The organism is Vibrio sp. JZG10, from assembly GCF_054064075.1.
Genome location: NZ_JBSUGE010000034.1, coordinates 1 through 19,028 on the forward strand (window position 1 = coordinate 1; position 19,028 = coordinate 19,028).

Annotated in this window: 23 protein-coding genes; 21 read left to right on the top strand and 2 right to left on the bottom strand. The window is 40.0% G+C overall.

What is annotated here, in order from left to right; genetic code table 11:
• Positions 1-661 precede the first annotated feature (661 nt).
• From ACWYVB_RS23060 to ACWYVB_RS23100, 9 genes are all read left to right on the top strand, one after another.
• Complete coding sequence (locus ACWYVB_RS23060) at positions 662-976, top strand: hypothetical protein (protein WP_268980078.1); 315 nt, start codon at positions 662-664, stop codon at positions 974-976.
• Between the two features lie 796 nt (positions 977-1,772).
• Positions 1,773-2,018, top strand: coding sequence for a hypothetical protein (locus tag ACWYVB_RS23065; RefSeq protein WP_182035389.1), 246 nt, complete (start codon positions 1,773-1,775; stop codon positions 2,016-2,018).
• Between the two features lie 146 nt (positions 2,019-2,164).
• Positions 2,165-2,629, top strand: a complete 465-nt coding sequence (locus ACWYVB_RS23070) for a hypothetical protein (RefSeq protein WP_258459361.1) — start codon at positions 2,165-2,167, stop codon at positions 2,627-2,629.
• Between the two features lie 144 nt (positions 2,630-2,773).
• The gene (locus ACWYVB_RS23075) at positions 2,774-3,229 is read left to right on the top strand and encodes a hypothetical protein (protein ID WP_457530314.1); all 456 of its coding nucleotides are present in this window, start codon (positions 2,774-2,776) and stop codon (positions 3,227-3,229) included.
• 136 nt (positions 3,230-3,365) lie between these two features.
• Positions 3,366-4,142: a hypothetical protein gene (locus ACWYVB_RS23080; RefSeq protein ID WP_457530316.1), complete on the top strand. Its 777-nt coding sequence runs from the start codon at positions 3,366-3,368 to the stop codon at positions 4,140-4,142.
• A 193-nt stretch (positions 4,143-4,335) separates the two neighbouring features.
• Entirely contained in the window at positions 4,336-4,995 is a 660-nt protein-coding gene (locus ACWYVB_RS23085) for a hypothetical protein (protein WP_140385627.1), read from the top strand.
• 39 nt (positions 4,996-5,034) lie between these two features.
• On the top strand, positions 5,035-6,387 hold the full coding sequence (locus ACWYVB_RS23090) for a radical SAM protein (RefSeq protein ID WP_457530318.1): 1,353 nt from the start codon (positions 5,035-5,037) through the stop codon (positions 6,385-6,387).
• A gap of 155 nt (positions 6,388-6,542) precedes the next feature.
• On the top strand, positions 6,543-7,358 hold the full coding sequence (locus tag ACWYVB_RS23095) for a hypothetical protein (protein WP_457530320.1): 816 nt from the start codon (positions 6,543-6,545) through the stop codon (positions 7,356-7,358).
• Positions 7,359-8,043: 685 nt separating this feature from the next.
• On the top strand, positions 8,044-8,670 hold the full coding sequence (locus tag ACWYVB_RS23100; protein WP_237285455.1) for a hypothetical protein: 627 nt from the start codon (positions 8,044-8,046) through the stop codon (positions 8,668-8,670).
• Positions 8,671-8,846: 176 nt separating this feature from the next.
• On the opposite strand, the gene ACWYVB_RS23105 is transcribed toward ACWYVB_RS23100, so the two are convergent.
• Positions 8,847-9,044, bottom strand: a complete 198-nt coding sequence (locus tag ACWYVB_RS23105) for a hypothetical protein (protein WP_457530322.1) — start codon at positions 9,042-9,044, stop codon at positions 8,847-8,849.
• 283 nt (positions 9,045-9,327) lie between these two features.
• Entirely contained in the window at positions 9,328-9,501 is a 174-nt protein-coding gene (locus ACWYVB_RS23110; RefSeq protein ID WP_158083704.1) for a hypothetical protein, read from the bottom strand.
• Between the two features lie 409 nt (positions 9,502-9,910).
• On the opposite strand from ACWYVB_RS23110, the gene ACWYVB_RS23115 reads away from it, so the two are divergent.
• The 12 genes from ACWYVB_RS23115 to ACWYVB_RS23170 all read left to right on the top strand — a co-directional run bounded on the left by ACWYVB_RS23115 (position 9,911) and on the right by ACWYVB_RS23170 (position 18,579).
• A complete protein-coding gene (locus ACWYVB_RS23115) occupies positions 9,911-10,399 on the top strand; it encodes an AAA family ATPase (RefSeq protein WP_123773533.1) in 489 nt (162 codons plus the stop codon).
• Positions 10,400-10,565: 166 nt separating this feature from the next.
• Positions 10,566-11,168, top strand: coding sequence for a DUF4145 domain-containing protein (locus tag ACWYVB_RS23120; RefSeq protein ID WP_457530324.1), 603 nt, complete (start codon positions 10,566-10,568; stop codon positions 11,166-11,168).
• A 138-nt stretch (positions 11,169-11,306) separates the two neighbouring features.
• On the top strand, positions 11,307-11,783 hold the full coding sequence (locus ACWYVB_RS23125) for a GNAT family N-acetyltransferase (protein ID WP_457530326.1): 477 nt from the start codon (positions 11,307-11,309) through the stop codon (positions 11,781-11,783).
• A gap of 120 nt (positions 11,784-11,903) precedes the next feature.
• On the top strand, positions 11,904-12,257 hold the full coding sequence (locus ACWYVB_RS23130; RefSeq protein WP_031829440.1) for a hypothetical protein: 354 nt from the start codon (positions 11,904-11,906) through the stop codon (positions 12,255-12,257).
• Between the two features lie 728 nt (positions 12,258-12,985).
• The gene (locus ACWYVB_RS23135; protein ID WP_457530328.1) at positions 12,986-13,537 is read left to right on the top strand and encodes a hypothetical protein; all 552 of its coding nucleotides are present in this window, start codon (positions 12,986-12,988) and stop codon (positions 13,535-13,537) included.
• Between the two features lie 135 nt (positions 13,538-13,672).
• Positions 13,673-14,047 (top strand): hypothetical protein, encoded by a 375-nt coding sequence (locus ACWYVB_RS23140; RefSeq protein ID WP_025523884.1) that lies wholly within the window; start codon positions 13,673-13,675, stop codon positions 14,045-14,047.
• Positions 14,048-14,193: 146 nt separating this feature from the next.
• Positions 14,194-14,592 carry a DUF6232 family protein gene (locus ACWYVB_RS23145; RefSeq protein WP_017058505.1) on the top strand — a complete coding sequence of 133 codons (399 nt, stop codon included), beginning with the start codon at positions 14,194-14,196 and terminating at the stop codon, positions 14,590-14,592.
• A 135-nt stretch (positions 14,593-14,727) separates the two neighbouring features.
• Entirely contained in the window at positions 14,728-15,303 is a 576-nt protein-coding gene (locus ACWYVB_RS23150) for a hypothetical protein (protein WP_457530330.1), read from the top strand.
• Between the two features lie 161 nt (positions 15,304-15,464).
• Positions 15,465-15,926 (top strand): GNAT family N-acetyltransferase, encoded by a 462-nt coding sequence (locus tag ACWYVB_RS23155; protein ID WP_017819286.1) that lies wholly within the window; start codon positions 15,465-15,467, stop codon positions 15,924-15,926.
• 160 nt (positions 15,927-16,086) lie between these two features.
• On the top strand, positions 16,087-17,232 hold the full coding sequence (locus ACWYVB_RS23160) for a YecA family protein (protein WP_199458736.1): 1,146 nt from the start codon (positions 16,087-16,089) through the stop codon (positions 17,230-17,232).
• 105 nt (positions 17,233-17,337) lie between these two features.
• Positions 17,338-17,670: a hypothetical protein gene (locus ACWYVB_RS23165; RefSeq protein WP_457530333.1), complete on the top strand. Its 333-nt coding sequence runs from the start codon at positions 17,338-17,340 to the stop codon at positions 17,668-17,670.
• Positions 17,671-17,805: 135 nt separating this feature from the next.
• Complete coding sequence (locus tag ACWYVB_RS23170) at positions 17,806-18,579, top strand: NERD domain-containing protein (RefSeq protein WP_457530335.1); 774 nt, start codon at positions 17,806-17,808, stop codon at positions 18,577-18,579.
• Positions 18,580-19,028: the final 449 nt, after the last annotated feature.

Consider the following 19,028-nt stretch of genomic DNA (forward strand, 5'->3'; position numbering starts at 1 on the left):
CTATGCGTTAGTTTTAGTGATTAAGGTGGTTTGCAGTGGCTTTTGTATTGCGTTGCTCACCCCTTAACAGGGCGTTAGTACGGGTTTAGCATCAAAGGTCATCAGTTTTGGTGTTTATCTGTTTTGGCGTTCGTCTTTACACCTTTCAGTTTGTATCTTTCACGTTCTTTCCGGTGGCACTATATGCGGAGTGTTTGCTTTGATTTCACCGTTTACGGTTTCTAACTCTTAGCCTATTTGTTTGGCGCTTCTTCTCTTTCGTGGTTTTTACTAAGTCAGAATTGCCTTTCTTTGGCGTTGCCGTCGAAGTGCGAGGATCGAATCCTTTTCTAATTTGAAGCCAGTAAAAGTGGGGGAGTTCAGTGCGTTTTTCTTCTAGCCAACTTTCGTCTCTCAATGACGGTAAAGTTTTGTAGCTGCCCGTCTCACTTCAGTGTTCAAAGCCTTTCATATCATGCCACTTTTCAATATCTTGGAGTCCATAAATAGAAGTAGCGCATGTACTAACAAATTGCTTAAGAGTGATTCGTAACGCGTGGCATTTTTACTTTGCGGTGGCTTATGTGATTAAGGCGTCGTGCGGTAGCTTTTGTATTGCGTTACTCACACCTTAGCAAGGCGTTAGCTGTTTGTGCAATGTGGTATTGGAGAGTGAAACTAAATGGAAGCAAGATTTAATAAGTTATTAGCGTTCAGTATTGTTTTAGTCCATTTTTTTGCTTTCTCTGGGCTACTATATAAATCTCAAATTTATGGGCATATAGCGGTCTCACCAGGAGAACCTTATGGGTTAGGTGACGTTATAGATTTATTGTTTGCTAGTTTAGTTGTCTTGATGTGGTGTTGTGCGATGGTATCCTCAATTGTGGTGACTTTACTTAATATTAAAAGTAACTGGCTAGCTTCTCTGAAGGCACTTTTATACGGCACGGTTGGTCTGGTTGGTTATTTTTACGTTAGTAGTTCAGTCTCCTAATACAAAACAGCTAACAAACTGTTTAAGAGTGATTCGCAACGCGTGGCATTTTTGCTATGCGTTGCGTTTAGTGTTTAAGGCGGTCTGCGGCGGCTTCGGTATTGCGTTGCTCACACCTTAACAGGGCGTTAGTCGCCAGAAAAAGCTAGCAGTCAAAATCATATTTTTAAGCTCAAAGCTTGGCTACTGGTTGTTTGGTTCATAGTTTCATCTTCGACGGTCAAAGCTTTGTTTCATCGGCTCTAAATCAATGCACTGCTATTTTCCAAGCGGTTGTTTCGTTCTTTGGTGGTGATAGAGCGGGGCAATCGAAAATCTGTTTTTGGTTGCAAATCTGCTCGGTGAGTTTTTTGGTTTAAAGGCTTATTTACTTGCTGAAAGGACGTTTTCTCTGGTGTTGTAAGTTCCACGTGGTTTCAGTGACTTTGTTGAAAGTCCGCACTGTGAGATTGGTTTTCCAAAAGCGTTTTTTGGTGTTGCCAGTCCGTTTTCTCCGGCGTTTTATGTTCCAAGTGGTTTCATTGACTAGCCGCTTTGAGACTACGCCTGACTTAAGTGCATCAAAGCACATAAAGTTTGTTGTTCGCAAAGTTTAGTTCGGCTTAAAATTGTCGCTCGGTGCCTCGCGACTAACAAACTGCTCAAGAGGGATTCGCAACGCGTGGCATTTTACTATGCGTTGAATTTAGTGATTAAGGTGGTTTGCGGCGGCTTTTGTATTGCGTTGCTCACCCCTTAGCAGGGCGTTATGCCAACCCCGAAATAATTAACAATTCATTGTAAAAAGGAGAAAACAATGTCAGAGACTATTTATCAAATAGAATTTCAAACAAAAACTGAAATTGGCTTTAAAGATCACTATGAAACTACATTTGCTTGGGATTTCTTACCAAGAGTTGGAGATATGATTGCAATCGACGGTTATTATCACAAGGTATTGTGTGTAGAGTATGATTATAAACATAAAATCGAGCCTACTGTTTACATCGAATCTATCGGTGACTACGTCGAGTACACCGAAAAATACCTAGCCAATCTGTAAGTTTTGGCATAACAAACAATTTAAGAGTGATTCAGCACGCTTGGCATTTTTGGTTTGGGTCCAGTTTAGTGATTAGGGCGTCCAATTTGAGTGTTGTGGTAGCGTGCTTCACACCTTAATTGGGCGTTATGCCTTTTGGAGGGAAAATGAAAAATCTGCAAGAATTGGTCCTAAATTTTCGTCGTGTAATGGAGTGTTTAAATCCGTCCGATTTTGTAGGAACGTCCCTGTCTGTGAGTAAGTTTCCTTCTGCTTGTTGTGATGACTCCTCTCAGATTTTAGCCGCGTATTTGACCGATAATGGTTTTTCTGGTGCGGCATTAATTCGTGGGGAATACGGTGGAAAAAGCGAAGAGTTACATTCTCATGTTTGGCTCGATTTAGATGGCTTCAAAATAGACGTAACTGCAGACCAATTTAATAAAAGAGGCTATGACAATCCATCAGTAATAATCGCACAGGAAAACGAGTTTCTAGAGACTTTTGAAACAACGAACGATGGTATTGTTGATTTTCGTATTCACTTAAAAGGCTACTCTGACCCTGGCTTAGAAAGTGACTTTGAATCTTGCTACAAGGTAATATTGTCGCACTTATCAGCACAGGCATAACAAACTGTTCAAGAGGGATTCGCAACGCGTGGCATTTTTACTATGCGTTGGTTTTAGTGTTTAAGGTGGTATGCGGCGGCTTTGGTATTGCGTTGCTCACCCCTTAACAGGGCGTTATAGCGCAAGGCAATATCGGAGTTTGGTTTGAATAAAGAAGTTAAGAAAGAGATTCATCAAATTAGGGATATTTTGGCTAGTTTTGATAAATCAGGCTTTCATAGTATGACCAGCTTTTATCATTCTTCTGGCTTTCCAAATGGCTGCTGTGGAGATGCCACAGATTTATTAGGTTTGTATTTATTGCAGTACCACAACTTAGACAGTGAGTATGTCTGTGGCAGTGGGCTAGGTGAAAATTTCAATCAATCCCATGCATGGTTGGTATGCAATGGCTATATCATTGATATTACAGCAGATCAATTCAACGAAGATGGTTATGAATTGCCTGCTGTTGTCATTGAAAAACAAAGCTCGTTTCACGAATTGTTCGATGAGACCACAAGTCGTCATACTAGTGTTAGTTACTTAAAAGGTACGGGTATTCCGAACGTATTATCGAAAGTGTTGTCAGTAATGCGCGCGTCGGAAGATGCGCTATAACAAACAATTTAAGAGGGATTCCCAACGCTTGGCATTTTTGCTTCTACCTCAACTTTGTGTTTATGGCACAATGCTTTAGGTTTGGGTGGTAGCGTTGCTCACCCCTTAATTGGGCGTTAGCTATCAAAGGGGTACAATGAAAATTCTCAGCTGTTTGATAATGTTAGTCATAATATCGTATACGACTAAAGCTGGTCAGCTCTCGTTGCCGGAATGTGAAGTAAAAAATCCATTGAAAACAGAGTTACATTTCTACGTAAATGAACAAGTTCTTGACGAATATTCTAGGGAGTTTGTGGGAGCAAAAATTAACTCATGGGTTGCTTACTCCAATTTAACCTTGGAAAATTCTTGTATTCCTATAGTAAGAGAAGCAACACACATAGAGTATGTTACAGCTATGGACTCTACTTGGTTTCAGGACGTCAATGCAGCAGAAGCATTACTGAAGTTAAATTTAAAACGAGAGCTGCCCGAAGTAAATGAACGAGGAGAGCCAATATTTACTGCAATTGTGTTTTCCAATTGGTTGGAAAGTCATGAATCAAACTGGTGTGGGTACAGTTCAAACTCATCGTTTACCTATACAATTGCATTGAATTGTCCAGATCATGTTATGGAGCATGAAATTGGGCATTTGAGTGGTGCTTCACATGATATAAGAACGTTAAGAGACGCTGATGAAAATTTTGATTTGGAAGAGTACTTTAGAAGTTACTATCCACCTAAAAAGAGTTATGCACTTGGTTTTGTTTGTTCACAGCGTGGAACAGTTATGTCTTATGAGGAAAATGTAATACCTGCGTATTCGAATCCAGAAATTGAGTTTAATGGGGCGGCGTGTGGACGGGGGGAATCTGCGAATAATAGTCAGGTATTAAGAGAGTTTGCTAAAAAGTACGCGAAAGAATAGCTAACAAACTGTTTAAGAGTGATTCGCAACGCGTGGCATTTTTACTATGCGTTGCGTTAAGTGTTTAAGGTGGTCTGCGGCAGCATAGATATTGCGTTGCTCACACCTTAACAGGGCGTTATGTGTCATTTCACTTGACCGAATGCAACTCCTTAAGTATAAAAAGCCACTTTTTATGCAAGTGGTTTTATAAATGTTTCAAAGCGTACTAAAAAAACACCCTAAATTTGCTTTTGCACTTTTTGCATTGCTATGTGGTTTAACTCTATTCATCGTCTTTTCGGACGACTACTCGAAAACGTTTGAAGAAAACTTGGTTCCAGAGTTTGTTGGTGTTGCAGTTGAGCTCGCCTTAATCATATTTGTACTCGATATTATTGCTCTCAAGCAAGAGAAAAAGCGTTCTCGCCAACTTGAAAAAAGAGCTAGGGAATATTTAAGGTTCATCGTTGTAAATTTGCTCAAAGATCCTAAGGTGTTCGGAAAAGCAAGGGTAGTCTTGCCATCCATAGTTGAGTACGAAGCAAATCGAAACGACTTCAAGTTCTTTGCTAGTGACAGAGCTAGGAGTAACGAAGTTATTGACGCTCTTATTCGTGTGTTAGCAACTTCCGAAGTTGAGGTTCATAAGCACATTCAAAAGCATGTGACTATAGAGTTAGCAAGCTTCCATTCATTATTCCCAATAGTTGCTGAAATTAGTGAAGAGCATTTCAAAACGTGGGGTCGTATTGTGTACTTTTTGACTAAAGTTTCCAAAGGCGACGACATTGAAAGTAATATCATCGCAGTTTTGCAAAAGATTAAAAAATTTGATGAAAAAACAGAACAAGTTTTTGGTGGCTTACGATAAATCGAAAGTGATTTAAATAAGGCTTATAGGTAACGATTTATGTATGACGTGTATTGTATTAGTGCAGGGCAATTAACAGTAAAAAAAGATTCAAATATAGTTAATAAAAAGAACAACTATCTGAATTATGGGCTCTTATCTTTAACATCAATCATTAAGCGAGCAGGGTTATATCCTATTCAACTTCATGGACACTTTTCAACACCAAGAGAATTTTCTGAATATTGTATAGAGCTTGGTATTGTGAATACTAAGTTTCCGGTGTTTATTTCTATCCCTAGTTTTTATGCCATTGGTTGGGTAAGTGAATTTACCAAAATACTAAAAACTGAATTGATGATTAAAGATATATTCGTTGGTGGTCGTTGGGTAATTGATGGTGAATCCGAACAATTAGAAAGGTTATTACCATATGTCGACAAAATAGTCGATGGTTTAGGTGAAAATCAAATCGCAACGTTATTAGGAAGAAAAATCGAGCATATATCTAGCTATGTACCGCTTCAGTATGATCTAGTTGATAAAAGGGAGCTTTATCAGCCTAGTATCGAGGTTTCGCGGGGTTGCGGGATGAAATGCGATTTTTGTCAGGAACGCTCTGAAAAGCTGCAACCATTGAAATCGCCCGCTTTAATTTCATCTGAAGCGACAGAGACTCTACTTATTGATGACCTAATTCCTATGTCTCCATATTTCGAGGCTTCAATGTTTAAACCAACACTTCCATGGCTCAATGAGTTGGCTGAACAAAGAGAACTTCATTCGCATAATTATAAGTGGAGATCTGAGTCTCGAGTTGATACATTTCCAATTAATCAGATTTCAGCGCTGTCAAATGCAGGAATGAAAGTACTCGACCTTGGTTTAGAGAGTGCTAGCCCTATTCAAATTGAAAGAACGGGTAAGTCTAAAACACCAGAGCGCTATTTGTCTCGTGCATCTAAGCTTCTTGAGCAAGCTTGTGAGGCCGGTATTGATGTGAAAGTTAATGTTCTGCTTTATGCAGGTGAATCGCACAAGACGATAGACGAGACATATAAGTGGCTCGATAAACATAGACAGTATATAAAAGGTGTTTCCGTTGGTCCTGTTTTAGCTTTTGGTTGGGATAACAGAAAATCGAGCTTTATCAATAGTTTGCTATCGATGGGGGCTACTGTAAACGATAGTACATCGTTTACCGGGGTTACAAGTTTCAACTTGAGCTCAGCGATAAATTACGTTGATTCACTAAGAATATCTAAAGAGATATCTAGAGATTTCATGACTGCCAAAGATTACTTTGATTTAAAATCTTTCTCATACTTTTCACGTGATTACTCATATAGCGACTTTATTCGAGACATCAAGGCTGAAAACGGCAGCTATTCTTTTGATGTTAGTGCAGTATAAGTGAAATCGTCACATAACAAACTGTTTAAGAGTGATTCGCAACGCGTGGCATTTTTACCATGCGTTGGTTTTAGTGATTAAGGTGGTATGCAGCGGCTTTAGTATTGCGTTGCTCACACCTTAACAGGGCGTTAGCCGTTTTATGAGAGTGATAAATGAAAGATTCAGACAAAAGTATTCTTCCTGTAGTTATTTTAGTCACCATAGTACTTGCCCCTTTAATTTTCATTCTAGGAGTTGTTGTAGGTAATGAGATTCAAATGAGTACAGTGCTCTCAGCTGATTCTCTGTCATCATGGGTTTCAGCAATAGCGACTGTAGCTATATCTGTGCTCACGTTCATATTGGCGAAAGAAACGTGGTCTTTACGTTTAGCTCAGATAGAGCAAGTAAATGAGATCAGGAAAGAGAATATTCGACCTAATATTGGTATACAAATATCCTCCTCTCGACATGCCCTCAATTTAATGAATGTCAAAGTCTCAAATAAGGGGCGAGGGATAGCGAAGAACATTGCATTCAAGTTTATAGATCGAGAGGGCAAGGAGTTCGACAACAACAACGCTGTTGTAGATAGTTTTGTCCGGTTAAATGTATTCCGTAACGGGATGAACACGCTAGGAATTGATCAAGAGTTTAATAGTTTTCTCTTTAGCTTCTTAGATATGGGTGATGACATTTTCGAAACCTATTTCACTTTAGAGGTCAAATTTAGTGACGTCGCTGGTAATCAATACACAAATGAGTACATTTTTGATTTTTCAGAATACAAAGGTGTTACAGAAGTTGGTATTGATCCCTTATGCAAAATTGCGAAAGATTTGGAGAAAATGCAAAAGTTCTTTGCTGGCTTATCTGGTAATAAAAGGCTCAATGTTGATTGTTTTGACAATGAAGATCGCGTAAGAGAAAAAGCTGAATTCGAAGAGCGTATTGAGAGGTTCAGAGCAGCACGTGAGGAAGACGGCTAACAAACTGTTTAAGAGTGATTCGCAACGCGTGGCATTTTAGCTATGCGTTGCGTTTAGTGTTTAAGGTGGTATGCGGAAGCATCGGTATTGCGTTGCTCACACCTTAACAGGGCGTTAGGCGCAGTGAGAAATTTCGTGGGTCATATCTCTAATTTCTCTCCGGCCATTCGCTCCAGTTTTTCGGCAATCTGGCTTTATCTTCCCAAGTTCTTGAATCACTCAATCCGTAAAACATGCCAAGTTTCGCAGGTTGCCTCATTCGGTTTTCTGGTTGGTTTGTTGTCAGTTTCTTTGGCTCAAATCGCTTTAAGTTTGTCTGCCTTCGAAACAGGTTTATTGGCTTGAATTTCGTTCCGATAGTCAGCCTTCCAAATTCCATTTCTATGTGTTGAATTGCCAATTTCTTTGGTGTTTTGGTTGCAGTGGGTTTCAGAAACTTAGTCGCTTTAGCCGTTGGGTCTTAACCAAATTCAGTGGGTTACGTGCGTTCTTTTTTCCAAAAGGTGGTTTTCTAAATCCCATTTTAACTATTTGCGTGAAGCGCCTAACAAAGCATTTAAGAGTGACTCACAACGCTTGGCGATCTCAGTTTAAACTTGGTTTTAGTGTTTAAGGTGCAACGGTTTGGGTTGGGTATTTAGCGTTGTTCGCACCTTAATGCGGCGTTATGCAATTGGAGAAGAAAGTGGGTAATGAGCTAATTAAAACAATCAATAGAAAAGATGGTGTTGATGCTGCTTTAGACTTAACAGAAGCTTTTTTAGACACGCAGATTAGTGACGAGTTGCTCGGCAATATTCCTCTATTAGGGCTGATAGTAAAACTCAAAAACTTCGGATGTAGTATTAGCGATTACTATTTCATTAAAAAGCTACAAAAATTCGTATTCCATCTGGGGGAAGTATCCACAGTTGAAAGGGATGAGTTCTTCCGAAAGTTATCTGAAGATTCCGAACATCAAGCTAGAGTTAATGATAACTTATTGCTGTTGCTGAACGCATCAGATGATATTGAAAAGCCTTCATTAATAGGGACAGTTTTCTCTGCTTACGTGCGTGGTGCTGTGAATTATGAACACTTTATGCAGTTTTCATCTGCGGTTAACAGCTTAAATTGTTATCAGTTGAAGTTACTCAAAGAGCAGAGTGAAAGGCAAGTCGCTAGATCTGTTGGTCATGCTCTAGCATCTCATGGACTTGTAATTGTATCTGTACCTACATTAGCTGGTTCTTCTACACCTAATTACTATTTAAACGACGAAGGCGCATTGTTTCTTCATTGCTTATTTGGTTCCGTGGTTGAGTGGGAGTAATTGCATAACAAAGCATTTAAGAGTGATTCGCAACGCTTGGCAGTTTCGCTTCGCTCAAGTATAGCCAAGTGCCGCTCACACCTTAATGCGGCGTTATGTCCCAGATAATACTTTGAAATTCTATAGAGAAAGAGACTACACAAAATGGCTCCGAAAGGTAGTCTCTATTCATGCTTCTAGTTAGTAGGTTTTCCGGTTTGCCTGTTGCCGTTGTTTATAGCATGGCAGTCTGTATCAGTCTGTTCACCGTGACGCTTATACCAACCTGGGTGTTTTCTCTTGTCAGCTTCTAATCTTGCTAACCGTTCCGCCTCGGCTTTTTCTGCCGCAGTAGGGCATCCAGGGGTGGTTTCAGTACCGCAATCTGTAGACATGTTGTTGTCTCCTTATTGTCTAGGATGAGTAATACCTATACTGTAACTATAGTCCACCAGTATGCATTCTGTTGCGTTTTGTGGTGCTGGTACATAACAAAAAATTTAAGGGTGATTCACAACGCTTGGCGCTTTCGTTTCAAGCAAGTTTGGTGTTTATGGCACAATGCGTCAGGTAAGGTGGTAGCGTTGTTCACACCTTAATTTGGCGTTAGGGCGCTAAAGTAATTGTGAGCTGAACGTGCCTTAAGGTTAGCTCTGATACACAGAGCCAACCTCTAAGTTAAGCTACTATTTGTGCGAGTATATTTGGAATTACGCTAATGCAGGCGGTTGCTAGGCTTAACGCAAAAACGTTGTTTGAGTCTTTTTGAGCCAGCAAAACAGCTAAAATCAGCAAGACTAGTATTACTGAAAGTGACAGTAAACAAGCTAAATCTTTTGTGGATAAAGTCATACTCTTTACTCCTTTTTTGGGAGTATTAGAACCTTGCATTTGAAATCAGTAATAAACAGGATCTAACACAACCGTTTGAGTTATAGGTTTTTGCGACTTCATCGATCCACACTTAGCTTCAAGTTTGCCTTTTAAAACAATTCGCTATTCAGTTTCACAATTTTGTACGTGATGTAAGCTATAGCTATAATATTGCGGTGTCAATCTACAGCTCTGTAGTTCTATGAATAAGTTCACATAATTAGTAACAGCAATTGTTGTGGTTGCGCCCTAACAAACTGTTTAAGAGTGATTCGCAACGCGTGGCATTTTTACTATGCGTTGGTTTTAGTGTTTAAGGTGGTATGCGGTGGCATCGGTATTGCGTTGCTCACACCTTAACAGGGCGTTATGCGTAAATGGAGGAAACATGGAAAATCAGGGAAAGCTGTTCTTCTTCTGTGGCAAGATGGGAGCAGGAAAATCGACTAAATCTAAGGTTGTGGCTGCTGAAAATAATGCAGTCCTAATTTCAGAAGACGATTGGTTGTCAGCTCATTATCCTTCACAAATTCAAACGTTTGACGACTACATTGAGTACTCAAATATCATCAAGCCTTTCGTTAAAAGCCATGTTCAAAGTTTGTTGAATGTTGGGGTTAACGTTGTCATGGACTTTCCAGCGAATACTATTAAGCAAAGAGCTTGGTTCGTATCACTGTGTGTCGAAGTAGGTAGTGAGCATGAGCTTTGGTATTTAGACTTAACAGATGAGCAATGTTTATCCCAAATTGCTAAGCGCCGAGTAGAACAACCTGAAAGGGCTATGTTTGACACAGAGGCTGTATTTCATCACGTGACTCAGTATTTTGAAGCTCCAGCAGCGAGTGAAAAACTCAGTCTGGTACGCGTGGGATAATACGCATAACAAGCAATTTAAGAGGGATTCACAACGCTTGGCACTTTTGCTTCTACTTCAGTTTTAGTGTTTATGGCACAATGCTTTAGGTTTGGGTGGAGGCGTTGCTCACCCCTTAATTGGGCGTTAGCCATACAGCATGAAATAATCAATATAGAGGATCAAAATGGAATTAACAGGAAACCTTACATTGAGGCGTTGTCCTCACTGTTCAGTTGCATCACCTCTACTGAAGTTGAAAGAACTCTTTGAAACAAAAGATCAAGCGAATCGAAACGTCCGTAGATGGGGAATTTATATATGTTCTAGTTGTGGTGGTGTTGTAACTGCTTGGGCAATGCAAAAAAGAAGCACAGTTGAAGACTGCTTTCCTAAAACACGTTCAATTTCTGGTGATATTCCTGAAACTGCTAGAGCATATTTACAACAGGCATCCGAAAGTCTACATGCACCAGCTGGTGCAGTTATGCTTTCTGCAAGTGCTGTAGATGCAATGTTGAAAACTAAAGGGCTCACTAACGGTAGTTTGTATTCCCGAATTAATACAGCTGTCGAGCAGCATATAATTACTGAAGATATGGCAACGTGGGCACATGACGTCCGTTTAGACGCCAACGACCAGCGTCACGCAGATCAAAACGCTTCACTGCCTAGTACAATTGATGCGCAAAGGGTATTGGATTTTTCTATGGCTTTAGCTGAAATCTTGTTCGTGCTTCCTAGTAAAGTGGCAAGAGGTATTGCGCAAGCTGAAAGTGGTAATGGCTAACAATCAATTTAAGAGGGATTCTCAACGCTTGGCATTTTTGCTTCTACTTCAAATTTAGTGTTTATGGCACTATGCCTTAGGTTTGGGTGGAGGCGTTGTTCACCCCTTAATTGGGCGTTAGGCTTACTTGGAGGGATAGTGGAATATTCATTGAGACAAGCATTAGATTCAGATATCGACTTTCTTCTTAATCTGCGTGATATAACGATGGGTAAGTACCTTAAAGATTGTGGCATGCCTATAACGAAAGATGCGTATTTAAGTCGAATATTATACGAATTTGAACATGCGAAAATTATTGAGGTCGCTGGTTCCTCGGCTGGTTTGTTCAAAGCAAAGTTTAACGAAGATTCTAACGAATGGTATCTTGTCCAAATTCAAATCCATCCAAACTACCAAAATCAAAATATAGCAGGTTCTCTTATTTCAAAGTTAATCGGTAAAGCCAACCTTACGGGTAGTTCGGTTGGGCTTAGTGTATTAAAAACAAATCCCGCTAAACACTTGTATTCAAGGCTAGGTTTTGTAACGGTTGGTGAAAATGAGCTGGAGTATCTCATGCAGCATAAGCCTAACAAACTGTTCAAGAGGGATTCCCAACGCTTGGCGGTTTAATGCTAAATTTGGTAAAAGTGTTTACGGTGCAAATGTTTAGGTTGGGTGGTTAGCGTTGCTCACCCCTTAACAGGGCGTTAGGGCTTATCGGAACTATTAGCAGTAGAGTGAGAAATAAATATGACTGATATTCTGTCATCAATTAGTACAGCGTTGTCTTTGACATCAAGGCTTCGCGAAATAAGTAAAAGCATAGAAGATGCAGAGTTTAAAAACTTATTGGCTGATTTGAGCTTAGAGTTAGCTGATGCGAAATTGAAAATCGCTGACCTAACATCCGAAAATGCAGAGTTAAGGGAGCAAATTTCCGAGTTAACGAGTGCTACAGGTGAACTTTGCCCAAAATGTAATAAGCGCACATACGAATTAATCTCATCTGCTCCGGATGAAGTTTTTGGGGACTTAGGTGCGGTAAAAAGAGTTTATAAGTGCTCTGGTTGTCAGTTCTCTGAATCAAAAGTAGTTTCGCCCTAACAAACTGTTTAAGAGTGATTCGCAACGCGTGGCATTTTTACTATGCGTTGAGTTTAGTGTTTAAGGTGGTATGCGGTAGCTTTGGTGTTGCGTTGCTCACACCTTAACAGGGCGTTAGTTTGCAAGAGGAAAAACGTGGCTATATCGCAAGATCTAGCGGTAAAAGTTCATGTCGTATCGGCATTTAACTTCAGTGTTAATCAGCGTGGTAAAGAACCAAAATTGGCATCGTTTCAGCGGTTGATTTGTTCTTTGGTGCTGTGACTTTTTGGGTAACTGAGTCGAACTTTTTTGCTGAAACTCCGCTCTGTGAGTTTGTTGGTACAAAAGCCGATTTACTCGCTGCAAGGACGTTTTCTCTGGTGTGGTAAGTTCACGTGGTTTCAGTGACTTTGTTGAAAGTCCGCATTGTGAGATTGGTTTTCCAAAAGTGCTTTTTGGTGTTGTGAGTTCGTTTTCTGCGGCGTTGTTTGTTCCAAGTGGTTTCATTGACTAGCAGCTTTGAGACTACGCCTGACTTAAGTGCATCAAAGTACATAAGGTTTGTTGTTCGCAAAGTTTAAAATAACGTAAAATCAACACTTTGGGTTTGCAAACTAACAAACTGCTCAAGAGGGATTCACAACGCGTGGCATTTTTACTATGCGTTGAATTTAGTGATTGAGGTGGTTTGCAGCGGCTTCGGTATTGCGTTGTTCACCCCTTAGCAGGGCGTTAGCAGTCAATGGGTGGATTTAAATATGTATCTATACCACAGAGTACCTGTCAATTTACAAGGCAATATGCTGTTTCCACTCAATGAGTTGAAACAAGTGCATGACAACTTGTATCAGTTTCACGTGAAAAAATATCGAGACAGAGAGGGAGCATTAGAGCGTAGGGTATTACCTCTAGACTGTCTCTGGAATGACGTACTTCATTTAAGTCCGATACATCCTCATAAGATTAAAAAAGCTTTTATAGAACAAGGTCTACAGCTATCGAATTTAGGGCGCTATTTTAGATTCGAGGCGTTGAACTTAGGGTTGAACGAATGCAATAGCACTTTCTTTTGGTCAAAAGAGCAAAAGTTTGGTGAGTGGTCTGCTAAAGAAAGTGATTACTTCAAGTTTGATGTTGCTCGGCTCAGTGATATGTCAGACTTGCCGCCAGAAACTGAGCGTTACTATGCGCAACAAATATCTATCGGAGCTAGCCCTCTTCTCTATTTCAGAACACCGCATGTCTTATTTAAAGGGAGTATAAATATAGATGAGAGTGTCGAAATAATTGACTGCTAACAAATTGTTCAAGAGTGATTCGGCACGCGTGGCATTTTTACTATGCGTTGCGTTTAGTGTTTAAGGTGGTTTGCGGAGGCTCTGGTATTGCGTGCCTCACACCTTAACAAGGCGTTAGGCATATAAGGAGTTTTAGTGAATAAGTCAGAGCTTATAGATGCATTAAAAGAAACAGGGATTGTAGCTAAAGAGAATGATGCAAACGGCGTAAGAGTGTTAATAACTTTAAATGACAATGAATCTATTAAGAGCAAAAACGAAAAAGGTTATTGGGATTTAAAGCTAAAACAAGCGCAATTTTGGGCAGTTATCCTAACTGTAGTTTGCTTAATTATTTCTACTACTTGGGGAGTATTTTCGCAAAGCACCCCTGAAGCTCAATATATACCAAGAGATGGTTATGTATTGAAGTTAACTAATGGCGGCAAAAGTAAATGCATGATTCCTGAAGTAAATGAGAATCAAACTAAAATGTACACAAAATTAACAGGCGTTGAACCTTGTTTTTGATATATGCCTAACAAACTGTTTAAGAGTGATTCGCAACGCGTGGCATTTTTACTATGCGTTGTGCTTAGTGTTTAAGGTGGTATGCGGGAGCTTTGGTATTGCGTTGCTCACACCTTAACAGGGCGTTATACGAATAGAGGGAAATTATGTACAAAAGTACTGATTTTAACTTGGATTCAAAAGAGTTCAGGTTTAAGAAAGACTCATATCCTTTGTCTAAGATAAACAATGTTAGGGTTAAAAAGTTAAGTTTTCTTGATAATTTAGGTCAAGTTTTATTCTGGGTGTGTGTTTTTTCAGGGGCAGTTTGGTTAGTTATTCCAAGGTTGGAAGAGGTGCCACAATGGCTACTCGTTTTAGTTCTTAGTCTGACGGTTGTAGGTTTGGTTTTTGCTCTTTTTCGTTGTTCTAAATATGCACTTCAAGTCGAGTTTCGCCACATAGATGAAACGGGCGTTCAATGGGTTAATGTCGCTAAGTCATACTCAAAGTCAGATTGTGAGTTATTTGAACAGCAAGTGTTGGCACTGAAGAAATTCGTATAACAAATTGTTCAAGAGTGATTCGGCACGCGTGGCATTTTTAACATGCGTTGGTTTTAGTGGTTAAGGTGTTATGCGGAACCTTCGGTATTGCGTGCCTCACACCTTAACAAGGCGTTATGTTCAAAAGGAGTTTTGATGGAAAAATATCTATATTTAACAGAAGTTGAGTGGGCAGATGCATGGATTAATGGTGGTGAAATACCTATTTCACTTGCTAGTAGTTACTTGAGCGAGTCTCGTGAAGGAATTTATACCCCAGATGAAAATTTGATTCATGATTCACCTTATCCAATCCCAGCGTTCCGCCAATTTGGTATACATTTGGAAAATGTAAAAAATGTCACTATGACAGGAAATACATTTAACGGTAAGAAAATCCCAGATGTAAAAAATGCTAGTTATTACAAAGAGGACGGTCTGATTTTATCATTCTGTAACGAGCTTGATACCGAAATAGCTAGACGCCTGGGCAAGAAAGCTTGTGTTAAAATTTTAGACATGCATCAACTTAAAATGGCATTAGATTCTGAAGTTGGTAGTAAAGGGATCATGAAAAATTGTTCTTATACCAAGGGATTCCAGCGAGATCATTTTTTGAAGTCCACCGAAGACTCTTGGCAGAACGAATTTCGTTTATTTTGGAAAAGTGATAAATCTGTTTGGGTTGCTATTCCACCAAATATCGGTGAATTAGTCGCAACGTACGATTGAACATAACAAAGCGTTTAAGGCAGATTCCCAACGCATGGCATTTTCATTCCATCGTTGGGTTTCGTGTTTACGGTGTAATGGTTTAGGTTAGGTGGTAGCGTTGCTCACTACTTAACGCGGCGTTATGTTTTTAATCAACTCCAAGGATTTAGGAGGGTAAAGTGATAAGTCTATTTGAAATGGAACCTAGTTGTTTTGACCTCTTTCGTGAAAACTTTATACGAGAATACGCTGGTTCTATCAGCTCCAATTATGGCTACTCTGAAAGGAAATCTTTTGAGTTCGCTTCCCTAGACTTCGAGATGAGACTACCTAATAAGCTTGATACTGACGGTAACTATGTTTGTTCGATTAAATTGGGGGAGCTATCTATAGGTCATCTTTGGTACATAGAGAGTGTAGAAGACTCAACCGCTTTTATTTGTGACTTCTTCATAGAGCAAAAGTATCGCAACTCAGGTTATGGCGAATTAGTAATAAAAAACCTTGAATCCCGCCTCAAACAAAGTGGTATTACAAGGTTGAAGCTCCATGTTGCAAATGGCAATAATGGTGCTTTAAGGCTGTACACTCGTCTTGGGTATGGGATCACTGGGCATAATCTATTCAAAAAGTTTGATTAGCTCGATGAACACCAAAACATAACAAACAATTTAAGAGCGATTCGGCACGCGTGGCATTTTTACTATGCGGTGGTTTTAGTGATTAAGGTGGCATGCGGGAGCATCGGTATGGCGTGCCTCACACCTTAATTGGGCGTTAAGGCTCACGAAGGAGTTTAGCTTGTACGATAAAAAGATTGGTAGGAATGACCCTTGTTGGTGTGGTTCTCAGATAAAATATAAAAAATGTCACTTGTTTCGTGATAAGCAAGAGCCAATGAAACATTGGGAAGTAAACAGAGAATTTAACAACGTAAACTCACGTAAAAAGTGCTCTTGTCCTGACTCATTTAGTGAAAATTGTGCGGGAAATATTATACGAGCTCATACTGTCCCTAAGACTTCTAGTCTGAAAGCAATTTCTGACGCAGGGCATGTCCTTGGGCTTAAAATGAGTTATGAGGCAATACGAAAGAATAAAGGTAGACCTTTGCTAGAGAAAATCGGTATCAATCATGCGTCTACATTCAATGGTTTTTGTAAATATCACGATGATGTGATTTTCGCTCCTTTGGAAAAAGAGTCATTTGTGGCGAGTCAGAAACAGTGTTTTCTACTCGCATACCGAGCTTTTGCTCGAGAGTTCTACGCTAAAGAAGGAGCTCAAGACCTTTCCACATTGAGGCATGGTGCAGATAAAGGTAAACATATTGAGGTTCAATTTGATATTCAGATGAACAACTTCCTTTACGAATTAGGGAACAGAGCTGCTATTGAAGACCTAAAGCACCATAAAAACTATTTTGATCGTTCCTTGGAGAATGACGACTTTTCTACAGCTCGGGCAGTGATATTTACATTCGATGAAGCTCCTCCTGTTATGGTCTGTGGCGGAATTAATCCAGACTTTGACTTTAATGGAAACCCTGTTCAGGACTTGATGGATCTTTTGAAAAGGACTGATAGCCTCTCTGTTACGTCTTATTATGATGGTGAAAAGGGAATTATCGCATTTTCATGGTTAGAAAATAGTGATGACACATGCTGCAAAGTAATGGCATCGCTTCTTGATAAAGATCGAGAGGACTACGTTCCTATCATCATTCAGTACATGTTCAAAAATTTCGAAAATGTCTTTGTATCACCAAAGTGGTGGGAATCTGAAAGTGAGGGTAATCGAAAGATTTTGATGAAATTGTTCGGAGACAATATCTCTACCGATATATCTCCCAATGCGAATGGCATTACAAAACCTTTATCTGTTTACAACTTCCCTCAGTTACGTGAAGTTATTACAGTTGGATACACTTTAAGTACTGAGCCTTAACAAAGCATTTAAGAGTGATTCGTAACGCTTGGCAGTTTCGCTTCGCTCAAGTATAGCCAAGCGCCACTCACACCTTAATGCGGCGTTAGGTGTCAGGAGGTCAAATTGTCAGAAAAAGTGATTTTTGCAGACTTTGCAAATAATGATTTGGTTGAGTTTAAGTATAATGTCGACCCTTGGGACTCTTCGTTGAGCTCAATTGAAATCGTGTCTCACGACAGGAATAGCATGTTCAAAAGCTTCAAGTTTGAAGGTGTGTCTAACCTAGAAATTGAAAAAGGCTTCAGTGGGCATCTTGGTGGTACAGCGATTATAGATATCAGTGGCCGTCAATGGGCTCATGCTCAAATAGAGGTTCATAACTATGAGTCTGGTTCAGGAATTTCCTTTTTGGCTATGAGCTTTTCAGATTCAGAAGTCTCGGAGGTATACACCTAACAAACTGTTCAAGAGGGATTCGCAACGCGTGGCATTTTCACTATGCGTTGGTTTTAGTGTTTAAGGTGGAATGCGGCGGCTTCGGTATTGCGTTGCTCACCCCTTAACAGGGCGTTAGTTGAATAGGGAAAATCCGTGAATATTTTTGAAGCATTTCTTAATGTGCTTACGCAAGTCTGGTATCTAGTGCCTTTATTGCTCATTGTTAGCGTTTTCAAAAGTAGGTGGCTAAAAGGTGTATTCGGTGAGTTTCTCGTGAACCGTCTTTTGTCCAAATTACCAGAGTCTGATTACACGCTAATAAAAGACGTAACGTTGCCGACTAACGATGGTACAACTCAAGTCGACCATATTGTGGTTTCTAGATATGGCATCTTCGTCGTTGAAACTAAGAATATGAAAGGTTGGATATTTGGTTCAGCTCGCCAGAAACAGTGGACACAAAAGATTTACCGTCATTCCTCTAAATTTCAGAACCCACTGCATCAGAATTACAAGCACATAAAAGCTCTGGAAACCTTGCTAGGTTGCAGTGAAGAACACTTGCATTCAGTTATTGTTTTCATCGGCGACAGTACCTTTAAAACCGAAATGCCTCCAAACGTTACCTACGCTCGAGGAAGTATTCGATACATTCAGCAATTTAACGATGTAGTGTTCTCTGACAATGATTATGCTCGGTTAACAGAGTCTATAAACCGGCTAAAGTTAAAGCGCGGAGTCATTACGGATTTAAAGCATCGTAAACATGTCAAAGAAGTTGTTGCATCCAAAGTTAGCTCAAATGAGTGCCCCCGTTGCGGCTCTGAAATGGTGTTGCGTGAAACCAAGCGTGGTGAAAATATAGGTAAACAGTTTTGGGGTTGTTCAACTTTTCCCAAGTGTAGGGCTGTGAAACAATTCAACTAACAAACTGTTTAAGAGTGATTCGCAACGCGTGGCATTTTTACTATGCGTTGGTTTTAGTGTTTAAGGTGGTATGCGGGAGCTTCGGTATTGCGTTGCTCACACCTTAACAGGGCGTTATTTCCGCAACGGATCTCTCAGGCTGAATGTACGTGGTTGTAGCCTAAGAGTGAAAGTGGCGGGGTAATAGGGTGGAAAAGCGTCGAAAAGGGCGAATATTGGTCATTTCCATGCTAGCCTTAAAGCGCTTTAAGCGCACCTTAATATGGCGCAGCAATTAAAGAGTGACGCTAAAGCGATTTAAGGTAGTGAGCTGCCAAATACTTCGGCTTCGATTTTTGCCTGCATACCGAAAATTTCTCGTCATATCAAAAGATTAGGCGTAAATATAGCCGACTTTAGTTGCGGAATAACAAGACGTTCAAGCCGATTCGAAACGCATTGGGGTTTTA